The sequence below is a fragment of the Barnesiella sp. CU968 genome (genome assembly GCF_905219685.1).
GTDB classification, from domain to species: domain Bacteria; phylum Bacteroidota; class Bacteroidia; order Bacteroidales; family Muribaculaceae; genus Lepagella; species Lepagella muris_A.
This window is the reverse complement of the sequence record NZ_CAJMXD010000008.1, coordinates 1-22261: the sequence shown is the minus strand read 5'-3', so window position 1 is coordinate 22261 and position 22261 is coordinate 1. Positions and strand designations below refer to the sequence as shown.

At 50.6% G+C, this 22261-nt stretch carries 18 protein-coding genes; 7 read left to right on the top strand and 11 right to left on the bottom strand.

Annotation, left to right across the window (positions count from 1 at the left end; all coding sequences use genetic code 11):
* A partial coding sequence (locus JX312_RS00820; protein ID WP_204456576.1) for a hypothetical protein occupies positions 1-1332 on the top strand: 1332 nt, incomplete at its 5' end.
* On the opposite strand, the gene JX312_RS00815 is transcribed toward JX312_RS00820, so the two are convergent.
* Entirely contained in the window at positions 1303-2223 is a 921-nt protein-coding gene (locus JX312_RS00815; protein ID WP_204456574.1) for an IS982 family transposase, read from the bottom strand. The two genes, JX312_RS00820 and JX312_RS00815, sit on opposite strands and share 30 nt — an antisense overlap.
* A gap of 205 nt (positions 2224-2428) precedes the next feature.
* On the opposite strand from JX312_RS00815, the gene JX312_RS00810 reads away from it, so the two are divergent.
* The 4 genes from JX312_RS00810 (at position 2429) to rnr (ending at position 8920) form a co-directional block, all read left to right on the top strand.
* Complete coding sequence (locus tag JX312_RS00810) at positions 2429-2575, top strand: hypothetical protein (protein ID WP_204456573.1); 147 nt, start codon at positions 2429-2431, stop codon at positions 2573-2575.
* A 35-nt stretch (positions 2576-2610) separates the two neighbouring features.
* Positions 2611-4644 carry a hypothetical protein gene (locus JX312_RS00805; protein ID WP_204456571.1) on the top strand — a complete coding sequence of 678 codons (2034 nt, stop codon included), beginning with the start codon at positions 2611-2613 and terminating at the stop codon, positions 4642-4644.
* A gap of 152 nt (positions 4645-4796) precedes the next feature.
* Positions 4797-6515 (top strand): SulP family inorganic anion transporter, encoded by a 1719-nt coding sequence (locus tag JX312_RS00800; RefSeq protein ID WP_239653750.1) that lies wholly within the window; start codon positions 4797-4799, stop codon positions 6513-6515.
* Positions 6516-6643: 128 nt separating this feature from the next.
* Positions 6644-8920: a ribonuclease R gene (gene rnr / locus JX312_RS00795; RefSeq protein ID WP_204456570.1), complete on the top strand. Its 2277-nt coding sequence runs from the start codon at positions 6644-6646 to the stop codon at positions 8918-8920.
* A 189-nt stretch (positions 8921-9109) separates the two neighbouring features.
* On the opposite strand, the gene gpmI is transcribed toward rnr, so the two are convergent.
* Both gpmI and rplS read right to left on the bottom strand, forming a co-directional pair.
* Positions 9110-10621 (bottom strand): 2,3-bisphosphoglycerate-independent phosphoglycerate mutase, encoded by a 1512-nt coding sequence (gene gpmI / locus JX312_RS00790; RefSeq protein WP_204456567.1) that lies wholly within the window; start codon positions 10619-10621, stop codon positions 9110-9112.
* Between the two features lie 166 nt (positions 10622-10787).
* The gene (rplS, locus tag JX312_RS00785; protein ID WP_123406020.1) at positions 10788-11159 is read right to left on the bottom strand and encodes a 50S ribosomal protein L19; all 372 of its coding nucleotides are present in this window, start codon (positions 11157-11159) and stop codon (positions 10788-10790) included.
* Positions 11160-11481: 322 nt separating this feature from the next.
* On the opposite strand from rplS, the gene folP reads away from it, so the two are divergent.
* Both folP and cdaA read left to right on the top strand, forming a co-directional pair.
* The gene (folP, locus tag JX312_RS00780) at positions 11482-12333 is read left to right on the top strand and encodes a dihydropteroate synthase (protein WP_204456565.1); all 852 of its coding nucleotides are present in this window, start codon (positions 11482-11484) and stop codon (positions 12331-12333) included.
* On the top strand, positions 12330-13100 hold the full coding sequence (gene cdaA, locus JX312_RS00775) for a diadenylate cyclase CdaA (protein WP_123406021.1): 771 nt from the start codon (positions 12330-12332) through the stop codon (positions 13098-13100). Before folP ends, cdaA begins: the two co-directional genes overlap by 4 nt.
* A gap of 52 nt (positions 13101-13152) precedes the next feature.
* Here the strand turns inward: cdaA and dnaB are convergent, their stop codons facing one another.
* From dnaB to JX312_RS00735, 8 genes are all read right to left on the bottom strand, one after another.
* Complete coding sequence (gene dnaB, locus JX312_RS00770) at positions 13153-14757, bottom strand: replicative DNA helicase (protein ID WP_123406023.1); 1605 nt, start codon at positions 14755-14757, stop codon at positions 13153-13155.
* Between the two features lie 60 nt (positions 14758-14817).
* Positions 14818-15711 (bottom strand): 1,4-dihydroxy-2-naphthoate octaprenyltransferase, encoded by an 894-nt coding sequence (gene menA / locus JX312_RS00765; protein WP_172471141.1) that lies wholly within the window; start codon positions 15709-15711, stop codon positions 14818-14820.
* Positions 15708-16646, bottom strand: coding sequence for an ADP-ribosylglycohydrolase family protein (locus JX312_RS00760; RefSeq protein ID WP_204456563.1), 939 nt, complete (start codon positions 16644-16646; stop codon positions 15708-15710). The genes menA and JX312_RS00760 overlap by 4 nt, the downstream gene beginning before the upstream one ends.
* Positions 16647-16688: 42 nt before the next feature.
* Complete coding sequence (locus tag JX312_RS00755) at positions 16689-17141, bottom strand: nucleoside deaminase (RefSeq protein WP_128707636.1); 453 nt, start codon at positions 17139-17141, stop codon at positions 16689-16691.
* A 2-nt stretch (positions 17142-17143) separates the two neighbouring features.
* Positions 17144-18037, bottom strand: coding sequence for a 4-hydroxy-3-methylbut-2-enyl diphosphate reductase (locus JX312_RS00750; RefSeq protein ID WP_128707637.1), 894 nt, complete (start codon positions 18035-18037; stop codon positions 17144-17146).
* Entirely contained in the window at positions 18018-18707 is a 690-nt protein-coding gene (gene cmk / locus JX312_RS00745) for a (d)CMP kinase (protein WP_128707638.1), read from the bottom strand. Before cmk ends, JX312_RS00750 begins: the two co-directional genes overlap by 20 nt.
* Complete coding sequence (locus JX312_RS00740; protein ID WP_124029974.1) at positions 18704-20815, bottom strand: alpha amylase C-terminal domain-containing protein; 2112 nt, start codon at positions 20813-20815, stop codon at positions 18704-18706. The genes cmk and JX312_RS00740 overlap by 4 nt, the downstream gene beginning before the upstream one ends.
* A gap of 2 nt (positions 20816-20817) precedes the next feature.
* Positions 20818-22261 (bottom strand): DUF4435 domain-containing protein (locus JX312_RS00735; protein WP_204456561.1); only part of this gene is annotated, 1444 nt, incomplete at its 5' end.

Sequence of the window (22261 nt, the reverse complement as noted above, 5' to 3'; positions counted from 1 at the left end):
TGCAACTACCGCGTGGTCGACTGGGCACGCGAAACCATCGACGTCAACATCAAGGACTACCGCTACCTCGTGGTCAGCCCCACAACCTACCGCATGGACAACACCGAAGATTTCACGCTCAACTTCTATTCCTCCCATCCGGTGGAAGTGGATGACATAACCATGACATACCAGCGGTTCTCGTATATTACAGAGACAGGAAATTCTGAAATGGGGACTGTTGTGTATTTCCCCACATCCAAAGAGGTGATAGACCGTTCTGTAACGCCGGATGGAATCAAGATGGTGGAATACAGCGAGAACATAACCACAGCACCCAATTCAAAACAGTATAGTTTCAGCCTTAAGCATAAGCTTGAGGTGTGGACACCGCTGGATAAAGATGGTATAATTGTACCCCAGACGGGATACCGAAACCTTTCCGATACGACAAATATTCAGAATTCCATACAAAAATATCTTAGAAGCGATTCACCGGAACCTGCTTATTCACCGTATACATTCAAGGTGACACTGCGCCATAAGGATAATCCGGAATTCAAGGCATCCTTTACAGTCGTTCAATATCCTGCAATGTATATTCAGGCTGACAAGAATCCGGGAGGGGAATATAGGACAAGTCCTTTAAGTTCTTCAAGTTTTGGATATGTTTTTGTAAATCCAGAATATACCCCTGCGGGACGGTTCATTCCGGCATATTGGACAAATAGTTCCGACTTAGGAGGTGTTCATGGTATAACAAGCAATGCAACTAATAAAAACCCTAATATGTATGTCATAAATCTAACGGCATTATCTGGTAATTATGAAAGTTATATAATAGGTGACCCACGTGCTCTAAATGTGAATAATAATCTTGTCGGAAATCCCGGACAACTTACTGCTGTAGCTTCCCCGACGATACAAGACTGGGCAGTAGAAGCTGAAGCTTTATACAACGAGTCTAATCAGAAACGTAGACTTCAATGGTATTATCCAACTCAGGAAGGGAGTTCAACAAGAAATATGATTGCTCCGAAAATTAGAGTTGCATCTTCATATGGTGTTTGTAATAATGGGACTTCGACTCAGAATCTCCGAAGAAGATGTGCAAGTTATCAGGAGCAAGGTTTTCCGGCTGGAAGATGGCGTGTTCCTACATACAGTGAAGTGGAATTTATTGTAAAGCTGTCTACAAAAGGAATTATACCATTATTATTTACGCGAGTTCGGGATAAGAATCTTCAATTTACAACCAAGCTAAAGGACACAGTGCATTGGGCGACCTGTCAAGGCCGCCCGATTTATTTGCATAGGTTTAATCTAATCCCAGAGGGCAAGCTGCCCGTTTGACTCGGGCACCTCAAAATCGAAGTTCACTCCCGGCTTTGTGGCGAAGAAACAATACGCACCCATTGCNGCAAGCAGGTTCATGAGGAAGTTGTGTACACTACGATGACGGGAGTGGACGAGTTGCGCCACATTCTTCAGCATATCGTTTATGGATTCGATGATACTCCTTTTACGAAGCATCATCTTGTCATAGAACGGCATGAGACGTTGTTTCATATTCGAGCGCAAGCCTGTCACAATATGTATTCCGTCATCCCAGAGATGTCCGAAAAGGGACTGCGATATATATCCCTTGTCGGCGTAAAGTTTGCCGAACACATTGTCAGTCAGCGTATCAATCACATCCTCGTTACGGTCGTCCACATTGGCGCGTGTCAGTACAAAGTTGATCAGTTCCCCTTTTTCGTTACATAGCAGATGCAGCTTGAAGCCTACATACCATCCCATCGTACTCTTACCCTTGGCCGCGATATCCNTGAAAACTTTCATGTTGAACTGGCGCTTGTTGTGAATGACNGGAATGCAGGTNCTGTCCACAAAACTTATTCCCGTGCACTCTCCGAAACATGCGAGCCGCAGGAACATGGTCAAAGCCACAAATGACCGGGGCATGACCTCAACGAAGCGGTTGTAGGAGAATGTCTGTGGAAACAAATGCTTCCAGTGAATACGCACACATCCCAGATAATAGTGCTTGAAGTTTCGGTACGAATTGAAGTGGAAGCAGATCAGGATTGTGATGACCTCGGCATCCGACATCATGCGCTTTCTGCGCCTTTTCGGGGCATCAGCGGAGCTCGGAAGTGTGTTTTTTGCCATCTCGACCTCAAATTCCTTGCAGAAATCGTCCGCAATACAAAAAATTTCAGTAACTTTACTCTCGGTAATCATGATATAGTATTTATTGTTTGGTACCTCTAAATTACTANATATCAACGAAATTACCAAAAGAACCGACAACTTTTTCAAGCTGTCGGTTCAACTTTTTTATAGCATTTCTTATCCCGAACTCGCGTTATTTACAAAAGGTGCTACATATCTAACTGCTCAAGGTTTTGTCAGAGTAGAAGATGATGATAAAGGATCCATTACATTATTGACAAATACAACTTCTGGATCAGTCCGTGCCGTCTATGATGAATGGTATTGGGAGAAAGAGACGAACTATGTGCTGCAGAACAATTCAAGCGGAGGCTATGACTTCACTTGGGGTGACATGCCGATGCGGAATCCTCAGAACTGATATTGAATATTGTTTTTTCGGAAGAAGATAAGAAGATGATAAAAAGACTGACTACATATATCGCGGTTGCGGCTTCGCTGGTGCTTGGAGCGTGCTCGGAGGAGACTCTGCGCCCGGATGTGCCGGATGCCGGCGGGGAAGAGGGCGTGAGAGTGAGCATCGCCATCCCTGACATGCCCAGACTTGCCACCCGTGCGTTCGGAGACACACCCGCCGCCGATCTCAAACTTACCGTGTTTGAATTCGAGAAGGGTTCCGACCCTACGAATACATTCCTCACGAAGATATATCAGGCGGAGACGCTGACGCAGACGAATGTGGCTAATGGCGCGACAGTGGATTTCAGAATCAATGACCTGCTGATGACAGAGAGTCCGCGTGTGCTCCATTTCGTGGTAGCTCCGCAACATCTCGATGCGAAATATGCCTCGGAGGCAGTTGTCTTCTCCAACCTCTCGGTGCGAGACAATTCGCAGGCGTACTGGGGACGCGTGGAGTTTCCCAACGGTTACGGAACCGTCGACAAAAACATGAAACCGCAGCTCACCGATGAGGCAAAACAGAAGCTGACAGGTGTGAACGTATTGCGTAATTTCGCCAAGGTTTCGGTGGAGGTGGCAGCGACAGCGACTGCCAATTTCCAGCTTACAGGTTTCGAACTGGTGAATGTGCCGACATCCGGAACAGTCGCACCCTATAACTCGGGCAGACAGGAGTTCCCGCAGATGTTTGATGACGCAGGGACTATGCTCGGTTACCTTGCTGTTGCCGGCAACGGAAGCGGTCAGCAGGGATACAGCGGCATCATGCCCGCGAACTGCGGCTTCCGTAACCTTGAGGAGAATTTCAGCCCGGTAGCCGACGGCGGACGCCCCGCATGGTCGACCCGCGACGCATATCTCTACGAGCACCCGTTTGAATCTACACGCCGCACTTACGTGATTCTCCAGGGTAATTACCGCCCCACGACAACCGATGCCTGGCAGACATGCTATTACAAGATAGACCTTGTGCGCCTTAACGAAGAGAGCGGCATGACGGAATATTATGACATTCTCCGCAACTATGACTTCCACATCAACGTGACGGGTGTCTCTGCACCCGGAGCGTCTACCGCTTCGGAGGCAATCTCTGGCGTGAGCTACAACAATATCTCCGCCGATGTGGATGCGCGCGATATGCTCCAGATTTCCGACGGAGCGAATATCGTGGAGGTGAGCAAGACGAATATCATCTTCACCAATACCACGCCTGTCGAGTTCCTTTACAGATATTCACCCGTGGGTGGCTTCTCATCGGAGACGACCAACGCGAAACTTCATACCAACGGTCTGAATGCCGGAGACGTGATAGCTTCGGTAACTGCTCCGGAGGTATACACCGATGCCGACGGCGTAGTGTGGGTGAAGCGGGTGATTACGCCTAAACCGATACCGGAAGCCGGAACAAGGGAGCAGAGTTTTTATGTGGTGGATGCCGACGGTCTGGGACGCGAGATAAGACTTGTGGCACATGTGCCATACGACTATTCCGATATTGAGGTATATCCCGGCTCGGAAAATGGCCGTCCGACATCGGCTGCCGGACAGGGCACTGTCAGTCCCCTTTCAGGTCAGCCTTTTACAGTCTATTTCAACCTTCCCGCCGGTATGCCCGAGGCGATGTTCCCTTTGACCTTCATACTCGAGAGCAACCGGCAGAATATGGAGAATAACCCGATTGGAACACTTGTGGTGACTTCCGGTCAGACGGGTTTCCCGACAACGGAAGTTTATGAAGTGCCGCGAATCAAATACCGCAAGACGGTGAGCTATGCCGAATATCTCTACAAGACCGATGCCAATAATAATCTGATAACGGACGGTGCGGGGAATTACGTGGAGAATACCGACCATACGGTGCGTTGCCGATTCCGCACCATCAACTCACTTGCCGAACTTCCGGGAGCACCGACGCAGACCGTGACATATTTGCTCATCAGCAACGACTATTTCAATTGCACCGGAGAAAATACGCAAGCGGCGGTGCCGACATGGCCGGGAGTCGCGACTTTCACCCGAACCCGCTGAATCGCCCGATATCTGAAACGATAAAATAACGAAATAATCATTGACAGACCACCCTTCCGTCGGGAATTGAGACGAAAGGGTGGTTGTCGCGTTTTTTCGCGGTTGGAATATTTTTTGTAATTTTGCATCCTCACAGGTAAATACAGAAAGAAATGAAATTATCAGGTATGACGGATTTTCATCCGGCATTAATCGCGGCGTGCAAGAATTATTCCGCCGCAAAATTCAGAAGCGACCTTGTCGCCGGTATCGTTGTGGGCATAGTAGCCCTCCCTCTCGCCATCGCATTCGCCATCGCCAGCGGTGTGAGTCCTACGGTTGGTCTGATCACAGCCGTGATCGGCGGTTTCATCGTGTCGGCGTGCGGCGGCAACTCTGTGCAGATCGGCGGTCCTACAGGCGCGTTTATCGTTATCATCTACAATATAATACAGCTATACGGCATTTCCGGTCTTGCCATAGCGACATTCATGGCGGGATGTATACTGCTGCTTATGGGTTTCTTCAAGCTCGGCACGGTGATAAAGTTCATTCCCTATCCGATTGTTGTGGGATTCACCGCCGGTATCGCGCTCACTATCTTCTCCACGCAGATGCCTGATTTCTTCGGACTCACCATCAACGAAGCCGTGCCCGGTGATTTCATCGGAAAATGGCGGGTATATATCGCCAATTTCAACACCATTGATCTCTCCACGCTCCTGATCGGGCTGCTGTCGCTTCTCATCATCATTCTGACACCGAAAGTGTCGAAGCGCATTCCCGGCGCCCTGACCGCCATAGTGCTTGTCACAGTTGTGGTGTGGGTGATGCGCGAGGTGTTCGGCATTACCGGCATCCAGACAATCGGAGACCGCTTCGGCAATCTGACTCCCGAATTGCCGGAGGCAGCGAAGATCGGCTTGAACATGGAATCGGTCAACCTCCTTCTGCCGTCGGCATTCACGATAGCGATGCTCGGTGCCATTGAGAGCCTTTTGAGCGCGACAGTGGCGGACGGACGTACCGGGGACCGCACCAACTGCAACACTGAGCTGATCGGACAAGGTCTGGCAAATGTGGTGGTACCGATTTTCGGAGGAATACCTGTAACCGGCGCCATAGCCCGCACCATGACCAACATCACCAACGGCGGCCGCACTCCCGTTGCCGGCATTGTGCATGCCGTGGTGCTTCTTGCGGTATTCATGTTCGCGATGCCGCTTATCAATCATGTGCCCATGTCCTGTCTGGCGGCTGTGCTGATAATGGTAAGCTACAATATGAGCGGATGGCGCACTGTGGTGGGGATGGCTCATGATCCCAAAGGGGATATATGGGTGCTTGTAGTGACATTCCTGCTGACTGTTATATTCAATCTTACAATCGCCATAGAAATCGGTTTGCTGCTGGCTGTCGTGGTTTTCCTGCGACGCATCACCGAGAACACTACCATCAAGGTCTATGGCGAGCAGCTCGATGCCGCCGCCGATACCGACATGACGCAGCATGAGGTGCTCGACCTCAGACCTGGAGTCTCGGTATATGAGATCGACGGTCCTTTCTTCTTCGGCGCCGCCACCAAATTCGACGAGATAGTGCGCCACAGTCTTCAGGAGAATCCGAAAGTGCGGATAATCAGGATGCGTAAGGTGCCGTTCATAGACTCCACCGGTCTCCATAACCTGCAGCTTCTTATCGAATCGTCGCACCGTGAAGGAATACGAATCGTTCTATCCGGCGTGCGAGACAACGTTCGCGCCGCTCTTCATAACGCCGGCATTGACAGCCTTGTAGGTGCGGAGAATATCTGCGACCATATCTCAAAAGCGGTTGTGGTGGCAAATTCCATAGCTGATGGCGAATTGTCGGATAAAATGATTGCTCTTTAAAGAAAATTTGGTAACTTTGAGGGGGGTAAAGGCGTTTATTCCGTATAGATGGGGCTGAATGGGGCGGTATAGGGATGGATGGGGATGCTCCCGAACGACCCGCTTAAAACGACTAAGGTATCAAAGTTATGAAAAAGAGTAAAAACAATGGTGCGCGCCGGTTGAAAAAGCGCGAACTGCAGCAGAAAATAATGGAATTTCTGCTGAAACAAAATAAACAATCATTCAATTACAAGCAGATCGCTTTCGCGATTGAGGCAACCAATCCGCAAAGCCGTCTCGATATAATCAATCTCCTCGACGAGCTTGTCGCCGCGGAGGAGATTCAGGAGGTGGGTCTTGGGAAATACAAGGCTTTCTCCAACCGTGGAACAGAAAATGTCGGCGTGTTCGTGCGCCGCTCCAACGGCAAGAATGCCGTTGTCATCGACGACGAGCAGATCATGGTCGCTGAGCGTAACTCGATGCATGCCCTCAACGGAGACAAGGTGCGCGTGATGGTATCCGCCGCACGTGCCGGACGCGACCCCGAGGCGCAGGTCATCGAGATTCTTGAGGCAAAAGACCAGGTCTTCATCGGTACGCTGAAAGTAGACAAGACATATTCGGCGCTCGTGACTGATTCAAAATTCCTCGCCGCCGACATAATAATACCCCGCAACAAGCTCAAAGGGGGTAAGTCGGGCGACAAGGCGATAGCGCGTATAACCTGCTGGAAAGACGACGAGATGAATCCGCGCGGCGAAGTGGTCGACATCCTCGGCAGGAAAGGGGAGAACACCGCTGAGATGCATGCCATTCTCGCAGAATTCGGTCTTCCGTACAAATATCCTGAGAATGTGGAGAAAGCCGCCGATAAGATCGATGCCGGCATAACACCCGAAGAGGTGGCGAAGCGCGAGGACTTCCGCAATGTCACCACTTTCACCATAGACCCGCGTGACGCAAAAGACTTCGATGATGCTCTCTCCATCCGTCAGCTTGCCAACGGCAACTGGGAGGTCGGCGTGCACATCGCCGATGTCACGCATTATGTGCGTCCCGGCTCGGTGATAGACAAAGAGGCTCAGAAACGCGCCACAAGCGTCTATCTTGTGGATCGCACTATCCCCATGCTTCCCGAGAGGCTCTCGAACGGCATATGCTCTCTGCGTCCCGATGAGGAGAAACTGACTTTCTCCGCTATCTTTGAACTCGATTCCAAGGCGAATGTGGTCAACAGCCGCATAGGACGTACCGCGATCCGCAGCGACCGTCGTTTAACATACGAAGAGGCGCAGGAGATAATAGAGCGAGTCGCCGCCGGAGAGAAGGTGGAGGAAACCGATGCCGACGGTCGCAGGAACTTCCCACGCGAGATATGTGTGCTCAACGAGCTTGCCAGACAGCTTCGCCGCCGCCGCTATGATGCAGGCGCTCTTGAATTCGACCGTGCCGAAGTGCGTTTCGAGATCGATGAGACCGGAAAACCGGTAAGTGTCTATTTCAAGGAATCGAAAGACGCTAACAAGCTTATCGAGGAATTCATGCTGCTCGCGAACCTGACCGTGGCTGAATCCATAGGGAAAGTGGCGAAAGGGAAGAAAGCGAAATCGTTCGTTTACCGCATACACGAAAATCCTAATCCCGAGAAAATCGGTAATCTGGCTCTTATCGCCTCCCGTTTCGGATATAAGGTGGCTACAGAGGGGCGCGCCAAGGAGATCAACAAGAGTGTGAACCGCCTGCTCAAGGACGTGAAAGGGAAAGGGGAGGAGAACATGCTCTCGATCCTTGCGATACGCTCTATGGCGAAGGCTGTCTACACCACCGACAACGTGGGTCATTACGGTCTGGCGATGGATTATTACACGCACTTCACATCGCCGATACGCCGTTATCCCGACATGATGGTGCACCGCTTGCTCGCCAAGTATGCCGACGGAGGCAGAAGTGTCGACAAGTTGAAATTAGAGGATGAATGCCGGCACTCCTCCGATATGGAGCAGCTTGCCGCCAACGCCGAGCGCGCCTCGATACGTTACAAGCAGGTGGAATTCATGCAGGACCGTCTGGGCGAGATATATGACGGGGTGATTTCCGGCGTGACCGAGTGGGGTTTCTATGTGGAGCTTACCGATTCGATGTGCGAAGGGCTTGTGCCTGTGCGTGACCTTGCCGACGATTATTACGACTATGACGAGAAGAGCTACTGCCTGAAAGGGCGTCGCCACGGTAATGTATACACCCTTGGCGACATGGTGAAGGTGCAGGTGGCGAGGGCGGACCTGGACCGCAAGCAGCTCGACTTCGCGCTGATCTCCGACAGCGGCAACCCGAACCGTCCCCTCGAACAGCGCAAACCCGGCAAGCGCAACGAACCCTCCAAACCAAAAGGTCGCGGCAAAGGCAAACGCCGCAAATAACCTGATTGTCAACAAAGCAAGGTCTTTAAGGTCTTTAGGGTCTTTAAGGACTTTAGGGTCTTTAAGGACTTTAGGGACTTTAGGGTCTTTAGGGACTTTAAGGACTTTAGGGTCTTTAAAGACTTTAAGGTCTTTAAGGACTTTTAGAGACCTTAAAGACCTTAAATATTATTGAATCAAGTTCTGGGTTTAATATGAGATCAAGTCTTCTCCGGTCATGTCTTTAGGCTGGGGAAGTTCCATGAGTTTGAGCAGAGATGGAGCCACGTCTGCCAGAATGCCGTTTTTCACCTTGGCGTCTTTGTGTGAGCCGATGTAGATGAAAGGCACTGGGTTCAGAGAGTGTGCCGTGTTCGGGGAGCCGTCTTCGTTGAGAGCGTGGTCGGCGTTGCCGTGGTCAGCGATAATGACGGTCTCATAGCCATGTCTCTTGGCTGCTTCCACTGTTTTCTCAACGCATTTGTCGAGAGTGGCGATCGCTTTCTCGATAGCTGAATACACACCTGTGTGTCCCACCATATCGCCGTTGGCGAAGTTCACGACGATAAAGTCGTATTTCTCGCTGTCGATCTGCTCTACGAGTTTGTCGGTCACTTCCGGCGCGCTCATTTCCGGCTGCAGGTCATAGGTGGCGACCTTCGGCGAGGGCACAAGAATGCGGTCTTCGCCGGGGAACGGTTCCTCCTTGCCTCCGTTGAAGAAGAATGTAACGTGTGCGTATTTTTCAGTCTCCGCTATGTGAAGCTGTTTCTTTCCTTCTCTTGAAAGGAATTCACCCAAAGTGTCTGGCACATCCGATTTGGTGAAGAGGATATGCACACCTTTGAAAGAATCGTCATAGGGAGTCATGCAGTAATACTGAAGATCCGGTATCGGATTCATTCCGTCTTCGGAATGCTGGGTGAGCACTGTGGTAAGTTCCTTTGCGCGGTCATTGCGGTAATTGAAGAAAATCACCACATGTCCTGCGCCTATGCGGCCGTCTACACGGTCGTTGACTATAGGCTTGATAAATTCGTCGGTAACTCCCTCTGCGTATGATTCCTCAACAGCCTTGACCATATTGTCGGCGTGTTTACCTTCACCGTAAACGAGCAGGTTGTAGGCGTCTTTTATGCGTTCCCAGCGGTGGTCACGGTCCATTGCGTAGTAGCGGCCCACGACACTCGCGATTGTTCCGGTGCTTTGTTTGCAGTGATCCTGGATTTCCTGAAGGAATCCTGCACCGCTTTTGGGGTCAGTGTCACGACCGTCCATGAAGGCGTGGATGAACACCTTGTCCAGACCATAAGCCTTTGCTGTGTCGCAAAGAGCGTAGAGATGACCTAAAGAGGAATGCACGCCGCCGGCAGATGCCAGACCCATGAAGTGGATAGGCACACCGTTTTTCTGGGCATATGTGAATGCGTTCTTGATTTCCTGATTCTCTGCGAATGAACCGTCTGCTATGGCGCGGTTGATTTTTACGAGATCCTGATAGACCACGCGTCCTGCACCGATGTTGAGGTGTCCGACCTCGGAGTTGCCCATCTGTCCGTCAGGCAGACCTACGTTTTCTCCGCTTGCCTGAAGCTGGGAATGGGGATATTCAGCCACGATGCTGTCCATGTAGGGAGTGGGAGTGTTGAAGATGACATCGTCTTTCTTGTGGTCACCGATGCCGTATCCGTCGAGGATAATCAGTAATGCTTTTTTAGACATGATATATAGTTTTCTTTTCTTACTTTCCGGCCCATATGCGGGCATGACGGGAGAGTATGAGAACCCTCCTTGAGATATAACGCAAAATTAGCTATTTTTTCTCAAAATAACAACCCGCCCTGAAAAAGGACGGGTTGCATATTCGTTTTTTTTGCTGGGGAGAAAATTAGTTGTTCTCCTTGTTTTTCTTGACATAGCGCTCTTTGATGCGTGCTTTCTTACCTGTGAGGTTGCGGAGGTAATAAAGTTTGGCACGGCGCACTTTGCCGTATTTCATAACTGTGATTGACTCGATGAAAGGAGATTCCATCGGGAAGATACGCTCAACGCCGATACCGTCTGAAATCTTGCGTACAGTGAAACGCTTCTTGTCGCCCTGGCCGTTGATTTTGATCACGACACCGCGATACTGCTGGATACGCTCCTTGTTACCCTCTTTGATACGATATGCCACAGTCACTGTGTCGCCGGGACCGAATGAGTCGAATTCTTTCTTGGGAGTGGCAAATGCCTCCTCTGCAATTTTGATTAAATCCATTTTTGTTATGACGTTTAAATTATTTGCAATATAAATAAGCTTCTTTCAGGGAAGCGGGGGACAACCCCTTGAAACAACCCTTTGCAGGGTTATTCTTTATCCCGTCTTATCAGAGATTGCAAAACCGACTGCAAAATTACAACTTATTTTTTAATTATGAAAGTTTTTTGTTAATTTCGCTAAAGTTTCTGTCCGGACTTCTGATATCGGAGACTGATCATTATGTATGTCTCTCGGCAATGAGTTGCCAAATAGGCATAGGACCTGCCGGATGTGCAAAGTGAAAGTGAGGAAACAGAATAAATTTAAGAGGAATAAATCAATGAATCCGCATATAACACCTTCAATAAATGCAGGGGGGCGTCTGCTTTCTTTTGACGTGCCGAAAGTGATGGGAATTTTGAACGTGACTCCCGACAGCTTCTACAGCGGCAGCCGTGTTTCGGGCAGCAAGGCGATTGCGGAACGCGTGGCAGGCATGCGTGAGCAGGGTGCGGACATTCTGGATATCGGAGGTTATTCTTCGCGTCCCGGAGCGGAAGAAGTCTCGCCGGAAGAGGAATACTCCCGTCTTGCCTCCGGTCTTGAGGTCGTTCGTTCCGTCTGGCAGGAGGCTATAGTGTCGGTGGATACTTTCCGCGCCGAGGTTGCACGGCGCTGTGTCGAGGAGTGGGGAGTCAGTATTGTCAATGATATTGGAGGCGGCACTCTTGACCCGGCGATGTGGGACACTGTGGCTGATCTGAGGGTGGCATATGTCCTGATGCATATGCGGGGAACGCCGAAGACAATGGGAACTCTGACCGATTACAATGATGTTTCTGCAGACACATTGACAGATCTTGCGTTCAGGATTTCCGAGCTGCGTTCGAAAGGTGTGTCGGATGTGATAATAGACCCCGGTTTCGGATTTGCCAAGACCGTGGAGCAGAATTACCGTCTTCTTGTCGATCTTCGCGAGTTCCGGATTACCGGTGCTCCCGTGCTTGCCGGAATCTCAAGGAAAACCATGATATGGAAGCCTTTGGGTATCACGCCGACGGAGGCTGCCAACGGCACAACGGCACTCAACACGGTTGCCTTGCTCAATGGCGCGGACATTCTGCGTGTGCATGATGTCCGCAATGCCGTAGAGACTGTGAAGCTCATGGAACTGCTAAAAAACGATAAATAATGCTTTCTTTCGGAATCAAGGATATAGTTGATATATTGATAGTGGCGCTGATGCTCTACTATCTCTACAGGCTGATGAAAAACAGCGGCACACTGTCGCTCTTCTATGGCGTTCTTGCCTTTATCGCCATCTGGGTGATCTCTTTCGAGATATTCAACATGCGCCTCACCGGCACAATAGTCGACAAGTTCATGAGCATAGGTCTCATTGTTCTTGTGATTCTGTTTCAGGATCAGATCAAACGTTTCCTTATAGATATCGGCAGCCGTGGAAGATGGACAGTGTTCCGGAAGTTGTTCCGTCATCATGAGGATAACGAGGAGCAGGAGCATTCGCGTGTTATGAGTGTTGTCTATGCCTGCATGTCTATGGCGAAATCGAAGACAGGCGCGTTGATTGTTTTCCAGCGCAAGGTGCCTCTTGCGGATTATGAGAACACCGGCGATATTATCGACGCGGATATCAACGTGCGTCTGATAGAGAACATCTTTTTCAAGAACTCACCGCTGCACGACGGTGCGATGATAATAGCCGACCGTCGCATCAAGTCAGTAGGCTGCATCCTTCCGGTGAGCCACGACATGAATATTCCGAAGAGCCTCGGTCTGCGTCATCGTGCGGCTTTGGGTATGAGTCAGGTCACTGATGCCATCTGTGTCATAGTCAGCGAAGAGACAGGGGGGATCTCCGTTGCCCGCGATGGCTCGCTCAGCGTGAAAATCTCCCCGATGGATCTTGAGCATATCCTCTCTTCCGCCTTGAAATGACTGACTCCGCCTTGAAATGACCTGCAAGTGTCGTTAAGTCGACCGGTATCTGTCAGAATGGCACCGGACTTTCTCCCGGTCCCGGCATTATGTCGGGCATCGGTGAAGAGAATGAATTGCCGGAAGAGGGTCCGAATGTAAAGCCGTCGGTGCCGAAAGAGTCTCCCCCCGGTTTTTCTTCATTCGATTCGGAATTCATTCTTGATTCGAGACGGCGCGTGGTGTTTACCTCGTCAAGAGTCTCGCGCATCATCTGATAACCCTCCTCCCAGTTTTCGAATCTTGCGAATTTAGATACGAAACGGAGGTCGACAGTACCAACCGCACCGCTTCGGTGCTTGGCGATGATAAGCTCCGCCTTGCCTCGGATGTCGTTTCCTTCGGCATCTTCCGTGCTTCTTGTGTAATATTCCGGACGGTGGATAAAGCATACCATATCCGCATCCTGCTCGATGGCTCCGGATTCACGGAGGTCTGAGAGTACAGGGCGTTTGTCTTCGCGTGTTTCTGTGCTTCGGTTAAGCTGCGAGAGTGCGATAATCGGTATATTAAGCTCCTTGGCGAGTGCCTTCAGAGATCGGGATATTGTGGACACCTCCTGCTCGCGGCTTCCGAATTTCATGCCGGTGGCGTTCATAAGCTGGAGGTAGTCGATCATTATCATTTTCACACCGTGTTCCCTTACGAGTCTTCTTGCCTTGGTGCGCAGCTCGGTTATTGAGAGTCCCGGCGTCTCGTCAAGATAGAGTGGTGCGCCATAGACTCCACGGAGACGTGTGTTCAGGCGATTCCATTCCTCGTCGGTAAGGTTACCTGCTTTGATTTTCTCACCCTCAAGGTCCGCCACGTTACTGAGCAAACGTTTAAGAAGTTGCACATTAGCCATCTCAAGGGTGAATATGGCAATCGGAATGCTGTAGTCTACCGACATGTTTTTTGCCATCGAGAGCACAAACGCGGTCTTACCCATTGCCGGACGTGCGGCGATGATGATAAGGTCTGACGCCTGCCATCCTGAAGTCATCTTGTCGAGACCGTGGTATCCTGTCTGAAGTCCGGAGAGTCCGCTTTCGGCATTGGCGGCTGTCTGTATCTGTTCTATGGCAAGGTTGATGACCGGGTCGATCTGTGTGACTTCTCTCTTAAGGTGAGTCTGGGAGATCTCAAAAAGCTGTCCTTCCGCCGCCTGCAGGAGATCATCGACGTCATTGCTCTCGTCGAAAGCGTCAGCTTCGATTTTCGAGGCAAAGGATATAAGGCGTCTCGCAAGATATTTCTGAGCAATTATCTTGGCGTGATATTCGATATTTGCCGCCGAATAGACGCGTGCGGTAAGTTCCGTTATATGCACCGCGCCGCCTACATTCTCAAGCTCGCCGTTCTGGCGAAGCTGTTCTGTCACGGTCATCATGTCGATGGGACGCTGGTTGAAACCGAGCGTGCATATCGCGTCATATATCTTGGCGTTGACAGGATCGTAGAAAGCGTCAGGTGTGAGAATGTCACTTACGTTCATGTATGCGTCCTTCTCAAGCATAAGGGCACCTATCACAACCTCTTCAAGGTCCGTGTCGCGAGGAGGAAGTTTTCCGGTGGGATCCTGGCGGATCGGTTCGTATGCGGGTCTTTTCTTATATTTTTGTTGTTGTTCGGGCATAATTATATCAGATTTTTAAACAGCGTCTAAACATATAATCGTGTTTTGCCGGTTTCATGGTCACAAGGCGTTTATGCCTAAAGCCAGAGTCAGCCACAACGACAGTGCGAACATCAGCATCGCCGTCTGTCCGAGCACGGGATTCAGCTGAGAACCTTCGAGATGAGTCAGTTTCACCCATAGCATATAGTGCAGGTTGGCATAGAGCAGCGCGCCTGCCTGCCAGACCAAAGGCATTCGTGAGATAGTGGCAATAACGATGAGCACCGTAGCGATTATTCCGTTGATGAAATATACCTTCCCCATGACTCCTCTTCCAAAAATCACGGCTGTTGTCTTTTTGTTGACAGCCCTGTCGTCATCGGCGTCACGGTAGTTGTTTACGATAAGCACATTTGCTCCCATCAGTCCTATTGCCACCGACACCGGAAGCGCTACAGGCAGTGTCATCCATGACTGAGCCTGCACATAAGCCGTCAGAGTAACCGGCACTATGCCGAAAAAGATAATCACCGCCACTTCTCCGAGACCGTGGTGTGACAGAGGCAAAGGGCCAGCCGAATATGCCATCGCGAAGACAGCTATTGCCGCCCCTGCGGCAATAAGCCACCAGCCGCCCCAGATGATGAGCGTACATCCTACGGCACATGCGAATGCCAGCAATGCGAAAGTAGCGGCAAGCATGGCGCGAGGCGAAATATCACCTTCGGTCACACCCCGACGGAAACCTTCGCGTCCCTTTCGGTCGAGTCCATTCTTGAAATCGAAGTATTCGTTGGCGAAATTTGATGCAATCTGCGCCATGACGGCGAAGAGAAGGCTTATGGTAAACGGAAGCGGTCTGAAGCAATGGTAGTATGCTGCGCATCCCCCGCCGGCAACGACGCCTGCAACGGAAACCGGGAGTGTCCGGAGTCTCATTGCCTCTATCCAAGCTTTTGCTTTGCGGCTCATTTACAGTTATTTTCTATATAGTTTATGAAGCGGGAAGACACATCTTCCATTCTTTTGTAATCGATAAGGTCGTTGACAATATCCGGAAGCGCGGCGTAACCGTGTTGAAGTCCGGCGAGTCCCATGGCAAGCGCGGCGTTGGTGTCGGCGTCACCTCCGGCATCTACGATACGGTACAGCACTTCCTCGGCGGAATTGCAATGCCATATCGCCCACAGCGCGGAAGCCATCGTCTTTCTTGCGAACCACAAGGAATTCTCGTCATCAATCTCCAAATCCTCAAACTCTCCCTCATGCGCTATCTCAAGATATTTGAGGGTGCGCGGATCTATCATGTTTGCGATTTCCACCAGTTGCGCGTAATCGGCTGGCTTCCCGGTGCACAGGAGGGAGTCTGCCATGACTGCTATGATCGCGCTGCATGCGCTGCAACGTGTGTCGTCATGAGTGATTGCGGAAATATCCACGGCATTGTCTGTCAGATGGGGATTTCCCAGCATCCCGATTATCACAGCACGCAGCAAAGCTTCGTTCGATGCCCTGTATACACCGTTGTTTTTCCATATTCTGTGTGTCACCTCCTTCGGGTGCTCCGCCCAGTCCTCATTCGCAAAAAGGGAGTGGTAGAAATCCGTCATGTCTGCCGGATTCTCCGTGCCCCATTTTTTCAGTCTTGCCGCGAAATCATTCAGATGCAGTTTTCCTTTCTCCATTATAGATTCGGCAAGCATGACCACGATATGAGTGTCGTTGGTCCATTCTCCGCGTTTCCACAAGCATCTGTGACCATCGCGTATAATCTGCGAGAAGTGTCTCAACCCCCCGGGATAATAATATTTTACTTCCTCGGCAGACATGAATTCAGTTCCGAGTCCGAGCGCGTCTCCAAGCGCTATGCCGAAAAACGCCCCTTTTATTCTGTCTCTAAAGTTCATTAAGATTCAGATAAGTCCATTAAGATAAAACAGTTCCTAAGATCATCTGCGCAATTTCTTGAAAAATGTCTGCATCAGTTCCCGGCATTCATCCTCAAGAACACCAGATGTTATTTCAGTTTTCGGATGTATCGGTGAACGTCCGGGTGAATAGTAGGAGAAGAAACCGCGTTTTGTATCAGCCGCGCCATATACGATACGGCCTATCTGGCTCCAGCCCAGTGCGCCGGCACACATGGGGCATGGCTCCACCGTGACGTAGAGCGTGCAGTCGGGTAGATATTTCCCGCCCAGATACTCCGCAGCCGAAGTGATCGCCTGCATTTCCGCGTGAGCGGTCACATCGTTCAGAGCCTCCGTGCGGTTGTGCGCCCGGGCAATTATCTTGCCGTTTACGGTTATCACCGCCCCGATTGGGATTTCTCCCGCCTCATATGCCTCTGCTGCCTCGGCAAGTGCAATTCTCATGTAATATTCATCTATCTGTCCGAACATGTTCAGGATTCTTTTTCGAGATTGTTTTTGATAAGTTCAGCAATGTCTGCCATCAGCCAGCGCGGGGTAGATGTGGCTCCGCATATCCCTATCGAGTCCGCACCCTCAAGAAGACTCATGTCCAGCCCTGAACCGTCACTCACGAGATATGACCTCGTGTTTACTTTGCGGCATTCCTCGAAAAGTACCTTGCCGTTGGAACTTTTGGCTCCGCTGACAAAGACAATGGCATCATGGGATGCGGCGAACTCGCGTAGCTTGGAGAGACGGTTGGCGACTTGCCGGCATATAGTGTCGAAATATTCGAAACCTCCGGTCTGTTTTCTCGCTTTGATTTCTTCAACTATATGACGGAAACCGTCGAGAGATTTTGTTGTCTGTGAATAAAGCAGAATATCACGCGAAAGATCTATGGAATCGAGATCGTCGGCATTCTGTATCACTATCGCTTCTCCGTTTGTCTGCCCTACAAGACCGTTGACTTCTGCGTGCCCCTCTTTGCCGTAGATAAGAATAAGAGGCATTTCGGTCATCTCGCCCGATTCACGGCGGCGAAGGTTTTCCGCATACGCCTCCTTGATGCGTCGTTGCAGCTGAAGCACCACGGGGCATGTGGCGTCTATGACCCGGATGTTGTTCTCTTCGGCAACAGAATAGGTTGAAGGCGGCTCTCCGTGAGCCCTCAGCAGCACCGTGGCATCTTTCAGTGTCCTGAGTTCCGCATGCGTGATTGTCATCAGACCGCGCACGCGGAGACGTTCAACTTCCGAGGCGTTGTGCACGATATCACCCAGGCAATACAGAGTCCCGGACTTCTCAAGCTGTTCTTCGGCTTTCTCTATCGCGGTGACGACACCGAAACAGAACCCCGAATTGTCATCTACTTCTATCCTCATACAGTCTAAGCAGCCAGTCCATCTGTTGTGGGATCGTCATGTTGTCATTGTCAAGGAGAACTGCATCATCCGCCTTCCGCAGAGGTGATTCTTTTCTTGTGGTGTCGATATGATCCCGCTCTTTAATATTTTCGAGCACCTCCTCATATGTGACTTTTTCTCCTTTCTCCGTCAGTTCCTTGACGCGACGGCGAGCCCGTTCCTCTGCCGAGGCGTTTACGAACACTTTCATCTCGGCGTCGGGGAAAACTGTGGTTCCAATGTCTCGTCCGTCCATCACGATCCCTTTGTCTCTGCCATATTCCTGTTGTATGGCGGTAAGTCTGTGACGCACTTCCGGAATCACGGCAACCGGACTTACAAGAGAACTGACCTTCATGTCGCGTATCTCTTTCTCCACATCCTCTCCGTTGAGCAGTGTATGCTGTGTGCCGTCAGCTCCGGCAGGTGTGAATGAAATTCCGATTTCGGGAAGAGATCTTACAAGAGTCTCGGTGTCCACACCGCTGTCTGTATCGGCGATGCCGTGTCGTATCGCATATAATGTTACGGCACGGTACATCGCTCCGGAATCTACATATACATATCCGATACGGCGCGCAAGATCACGCGCCATAGTGGATTTGCCTGACGATGAATACCCGTCGATTGCTATGATTATTTTTTTCATTTTTCACTTTTCTTTCTTGCCGCCGTTTTCTTTGTAGCTGCGGCAGTCTCTTTTTTTGTTGCCTTTGTTGTCTTCCTTGTTCCTGCAGGTTTGTTTTTTACCATTCTGAGCACCTGCGCTGTTCTTGCGGGCAGATAGAGCTTGAGCCACCCTTTCCCTGAAGGTGAATACAAGGGGTCGGGTTGTGTGAAGTGGTGTATCGAGTCATCGATATTGCCGAAGCCTCCGAACCCCGCGGCATCGCTGTCAAGCACGACTTCGTATTCTCCGGCAGGAGCGAGGAATCCGTAATCGCTGAAAGATTTTACAGGACTCCAGTTGAACACGAATATCAGCTCGCCGCGGCGGAAAGCAAGCACTTGGTCGTCATCTTTCTCCCAGAGCTTTTCCACCGGCAGTGCCTGGAAATTAAAATGTTTCGAGACAAGTTCCACCATCGCATTGTCGAATGCGTTGAGATATTTGTATTTCAGATCTTCACGGTCCACAAGATCCCACTGTCTGCGTGCGTATTTGTAGCTCCATCCGTTTCCTTCACGTGGGAAGTCGATCCATTCTGGATGTCCGAACTCATTTCCCATGAAATTGAGATATCCGCCGTTGATGGAAGCCAAAGTCACGAGTCGTATCATTTTATGCAACGCCATTCCGCGACCTACTGTGCCGTCGGTGTCGTCAGCCATCATGTGCCAGTACATCTCCTTGTCGATAAGGCGGAAAATGATTGTCTTGTCACCTACGAGTGCCTGGTCATGGCTTTCACAGTAGGAAATCGTCTTCTCGTCGGCACGCCGGTTCGTCAGCTCCCAGAATATGGATGTCGGATGCCAGTCTTCGTCTTTCTTCTCCTTGATCATTTTAATCCAGTAATCCGGTATGCCCATCGCCATGCGATAGTCGAACCCTAAGCCTCCTTCTTCAAACTTCACGGCGAGACCTGGCATTCCGCTCATCTCTTCAGCAATTGTGATTGCCTTGGGATTGATTTCGTGGATCAGTATATTCGCAAGCGAAAGGTAGACGATGGCGTTGATGTCTTCGTTTCCGTCATAATAATCGTCGTAGCTTCCGAAAGCCTTTCCCAGACCGTGGTTGTAATACAGCATTGATGTGACTCCGTCGAAGCGGAACCCGTCGAATTTGTATTCCTCAAGCCAGAACTTGCAGTTCGACAGCAGGAAATGAATGACGGAGTTTTTGCCGTAGTCAAAGCAAAGCGAGTCCCATGCCGGATGTTCGCGTCGCCAGTCACCATAGAAATACAGGTCATGAGAACCATCGAGTCTGCCCAGCCCTTCCACTTCGTTTTTCACAGCATGTGAATGTACGATGTCCATTATCACTGCTATTCCCCTTTGGTGCGCGTCATCGATAAGGCGTTTGAGGTCATCGGGTGTGCCGAAGCGGGAGGATGCGGCGTAGAAGCTGCTGACGTGATATCCGAAAGACCCGTAATACGGGTGTTCCTGGATCGCCATTATCTGGATCGCGTTATATCCGTCGGCAGCGATGCGGGGAAGTGTCTTGGTGCGGAACTCCTCGTATGTGCCGACCTTCTCCTCTTCCTGTGCCATGCCTATGTGGCATTCATAAATAAGAAGAGGTTTTGTGTCGGGATTGAATTTCTTTATCTTGAATTTGTAAGGCATCTCCGGCGCGTAGACTTCTGCAGAGAAAATATGGGTGTCCGGATCCTGTACCACTCGTGTTGCATACGCCGGGATTCTCTCGCCGCTTCCGCCTTCCCATTCGACTCTCATTTTATAAAGGTCGCCGTTCCGGATGAAATCGGCAGGGAAATGCGCTTCCCAGACTCCTCCTCCGATAGGGGAGAGTGAATAGCGCTCGTCATCTTTCCAGTCGGAGAATGTCCCGATGAGCCATATCTGTGTCGCGTTCGGTGCGTATTCACGGAAGATCCATTCGCCGTTTTTCTCACGATGAAGACCGAAATATTTATAAGCGTTGGCGAACTGGGAGAGAGAGCCGCCGGTTTCTGCGGTCAGTTCCTCCATTTTTCGGATCACGTCTTCGTGGCGTCCTGTTATGGCTTCGGCATAAGGCTCAAGCCACGGGTCATTGCGAAGAATCTCAAGTTTCTTTTCCATATCTATCGGGTTATATTTTCAAATTGGTCATCGTCTGCAAGAAGACAATGTCTTACGGCATTGCGTAGAGTGTCGGCGTCTTTGCCGCCTTGCCTCAGCGCGTCAAGCACGCCGTTTACATATTCATCTCGCGAACGGTAGCCTAAAAGCTGATGCACGCCCGAATCGGGAAGCATCGGTTTGTGGTTGAATACTTTGAGTATGGCATCATAATCGTTGTCGCGTACCATTGCCGCGAACTGCTCCCGGAGCCGGTTGTAGTTTCTTCTCGGTTCCAGTTTGAATACGAGTGATTTAAGATGGGTTTCAAGTGCTGTGATGCAGGAGAAGCGGGCGTCGATCTTGCATTCAACATCCCGTTTTACCTTGTGTCTGACATGTTGCAGAGCCTGCTGGTCGGCTTTCTGTTTAAAAGTGTGTATCACCTCTTTTTTCACACGTCTCACAATCTTTTCCGCATCGCGTCCGCGTCGGCGCGCCATCACTCTGATAACGCTTTCGAGGAGGAAGATGTTTTCAACTTCCGCCACTTCCGGCACCATGATTTCTTTCTTGCGTAGATAACCTACTTCTATGTCGGTTCGCCTGTCGCGGTCAACGATTCCGCGGCTGCGCAGATGATGCATGCTCTTTAGGTCATTGAACGTGCGGGTGGTCTCTATAACCTTGTCGCAAGAGCCGAGAGGGCGCACGTTCCAGTCGCGGAATACGAGCGAATAGAGCTTGAAATCTATGCTGTGCTGCGTGTCACCCTCTATGAAAATCACCGGCTTGCGGCTGCCTGCCAGTTCAAGGAATATATCTTCGTTGAGCGGCGTGTCGCGGATTATCTCGTAGTTCCATACACTCTGTTTGGAATCGAAGCTTTTGACCCATATACAGGTGCTGTTGTTGCGGGAACTTACGAAATCAATGTCGACGGAATCGTATACGAACGTGCAGTCGGGGCGCAACGACTCGATTGAATCCCAAAGCGACGAGATAAGCGAAGGGTGGATGAACAGCGAGGGAGAGTCTATGAATATCACCGCATCCGGCATGGCGTAGAGCACGGCGGCGATATAATAGAGCACAGTTTTCTCACCCTGGCTGAGAGAGGATACAGTGATAAGGTCATCTCCCGCCTGGGTGGCGAACATCAGGGAGCCTTTGTTGCGCATTATCCTGTTGCCGGGGAAGTTCTGCTCCCAGAGCCTTTTGATAATGTCGAGTTTGGTGGTCTGCAGCTTGATTCGTTTGCCGGCACCTATCTCCCTGTCTTTGAGTTCGAGGAGATATTCCAGCTCGTCGGCGAAGACCATGTATATGAGTTTGTCAAGTTCGCTTACTGCATCGGTGCGCATGTAGGTGTGGCGCGAAGCCGCCTTGCGGTACAGGCTGTCGACCGATCCCTCCTTGTGCGATTCTTCCCGTTCGGGGAACGATGTCGACAGTGGCGACAGACAA

Excerpts from the sequence above, each read along its gene's own strand:
- menA (WP_172471141.1), bottom strand. The coding sequence starts at position 15,711 with ATGAGCCGCAAAGCAAAAGCTTGGATAGAGGCAATGAGACTCCGGACA.
- JX312_RS00750 (WP_128707637.1), bottom strand. The coding sequence starts at position 18,037 with ATGAGGATAGAAGTAGATGACAATTCGGGGTTCTGTTTCGGTGTCGTC.
- JX312_RS00755 (WP_128707636.1), bottom strand. The coding sequence starts at position 17,141 with ATGTTCGGACAGATAGATGAATATTACATGAGAATTGCACTTGCCGAG.
- JX312_RS00805 (WP_204456571.1), top strand. The coding sequence starts at position 2,611 with ATGATAAAAAGACTGACTACATATATCGCGGTTGCGGCTTCGCTGGTG.
- JX312_RS00760 (WP_204456563.1), bottom strand. The coding sequence starts at position 16,646 with ATGAACTTTAGAGACAGAATAAAAGGGGCGTTTTTCGGCATAGCGCTT.
- rplS (WP_123406020.1), bottom strand. The coding sequence starts at position 11,159 with ATGGATTTAATCAAAATTGCAGAGGAGGCATTTGCCACTCCCAAGAAA.
- cmk (WP_128707638.1), bottom strand. The coding sequence starts at position 18,707 with ATGAAAAAAATAATCATAGCAATCGACGGGTATTCATCGTCAGGCAAA.
- gpmI (WP_204456567.1), bottom strand. The coding sequence starts at position 10,621 with ATGTCTAAAAAAGCATTACTGATTATCCTCGACGGATACGGCATCGGT.
- rnr (WP_204456570.1), top strand. The coding sequence starts at position 6,644 with ATGAAAAAGAGTAAAAACAATGGTGCGCGCCGGTTGAAAAAGCGCGAA.
- JX312_RS00740 (WP_124029974.1), bottom strand. The coding sequence starts at position 20,815 with ATGGAAAAGAAACTTGAGATTCTTCGCAATGACCCGTGGCTTGAGCCT.
- dnaB (WP_123406023.1), bottom strand. The coding sequence starts at position 14,757 with ATGCCCGAACAACAACAAAAATATAAGAAAAGACCCGCATACGAACCG.
- folP (WP_204456565.1), top strand. The coding sequence starts at position 11,482 with ATGAATCCGCATATAACACCTTCAATAAATGCAGGGGGGCGTCTGCTT.
- JX312_RS00800 (WP_239653750.1), top strand. The coding sequence starts at position 4,797 with ATGAAATTATCAGGTATGACGGATTTTCATCCGGCATTAATCGCGGCG.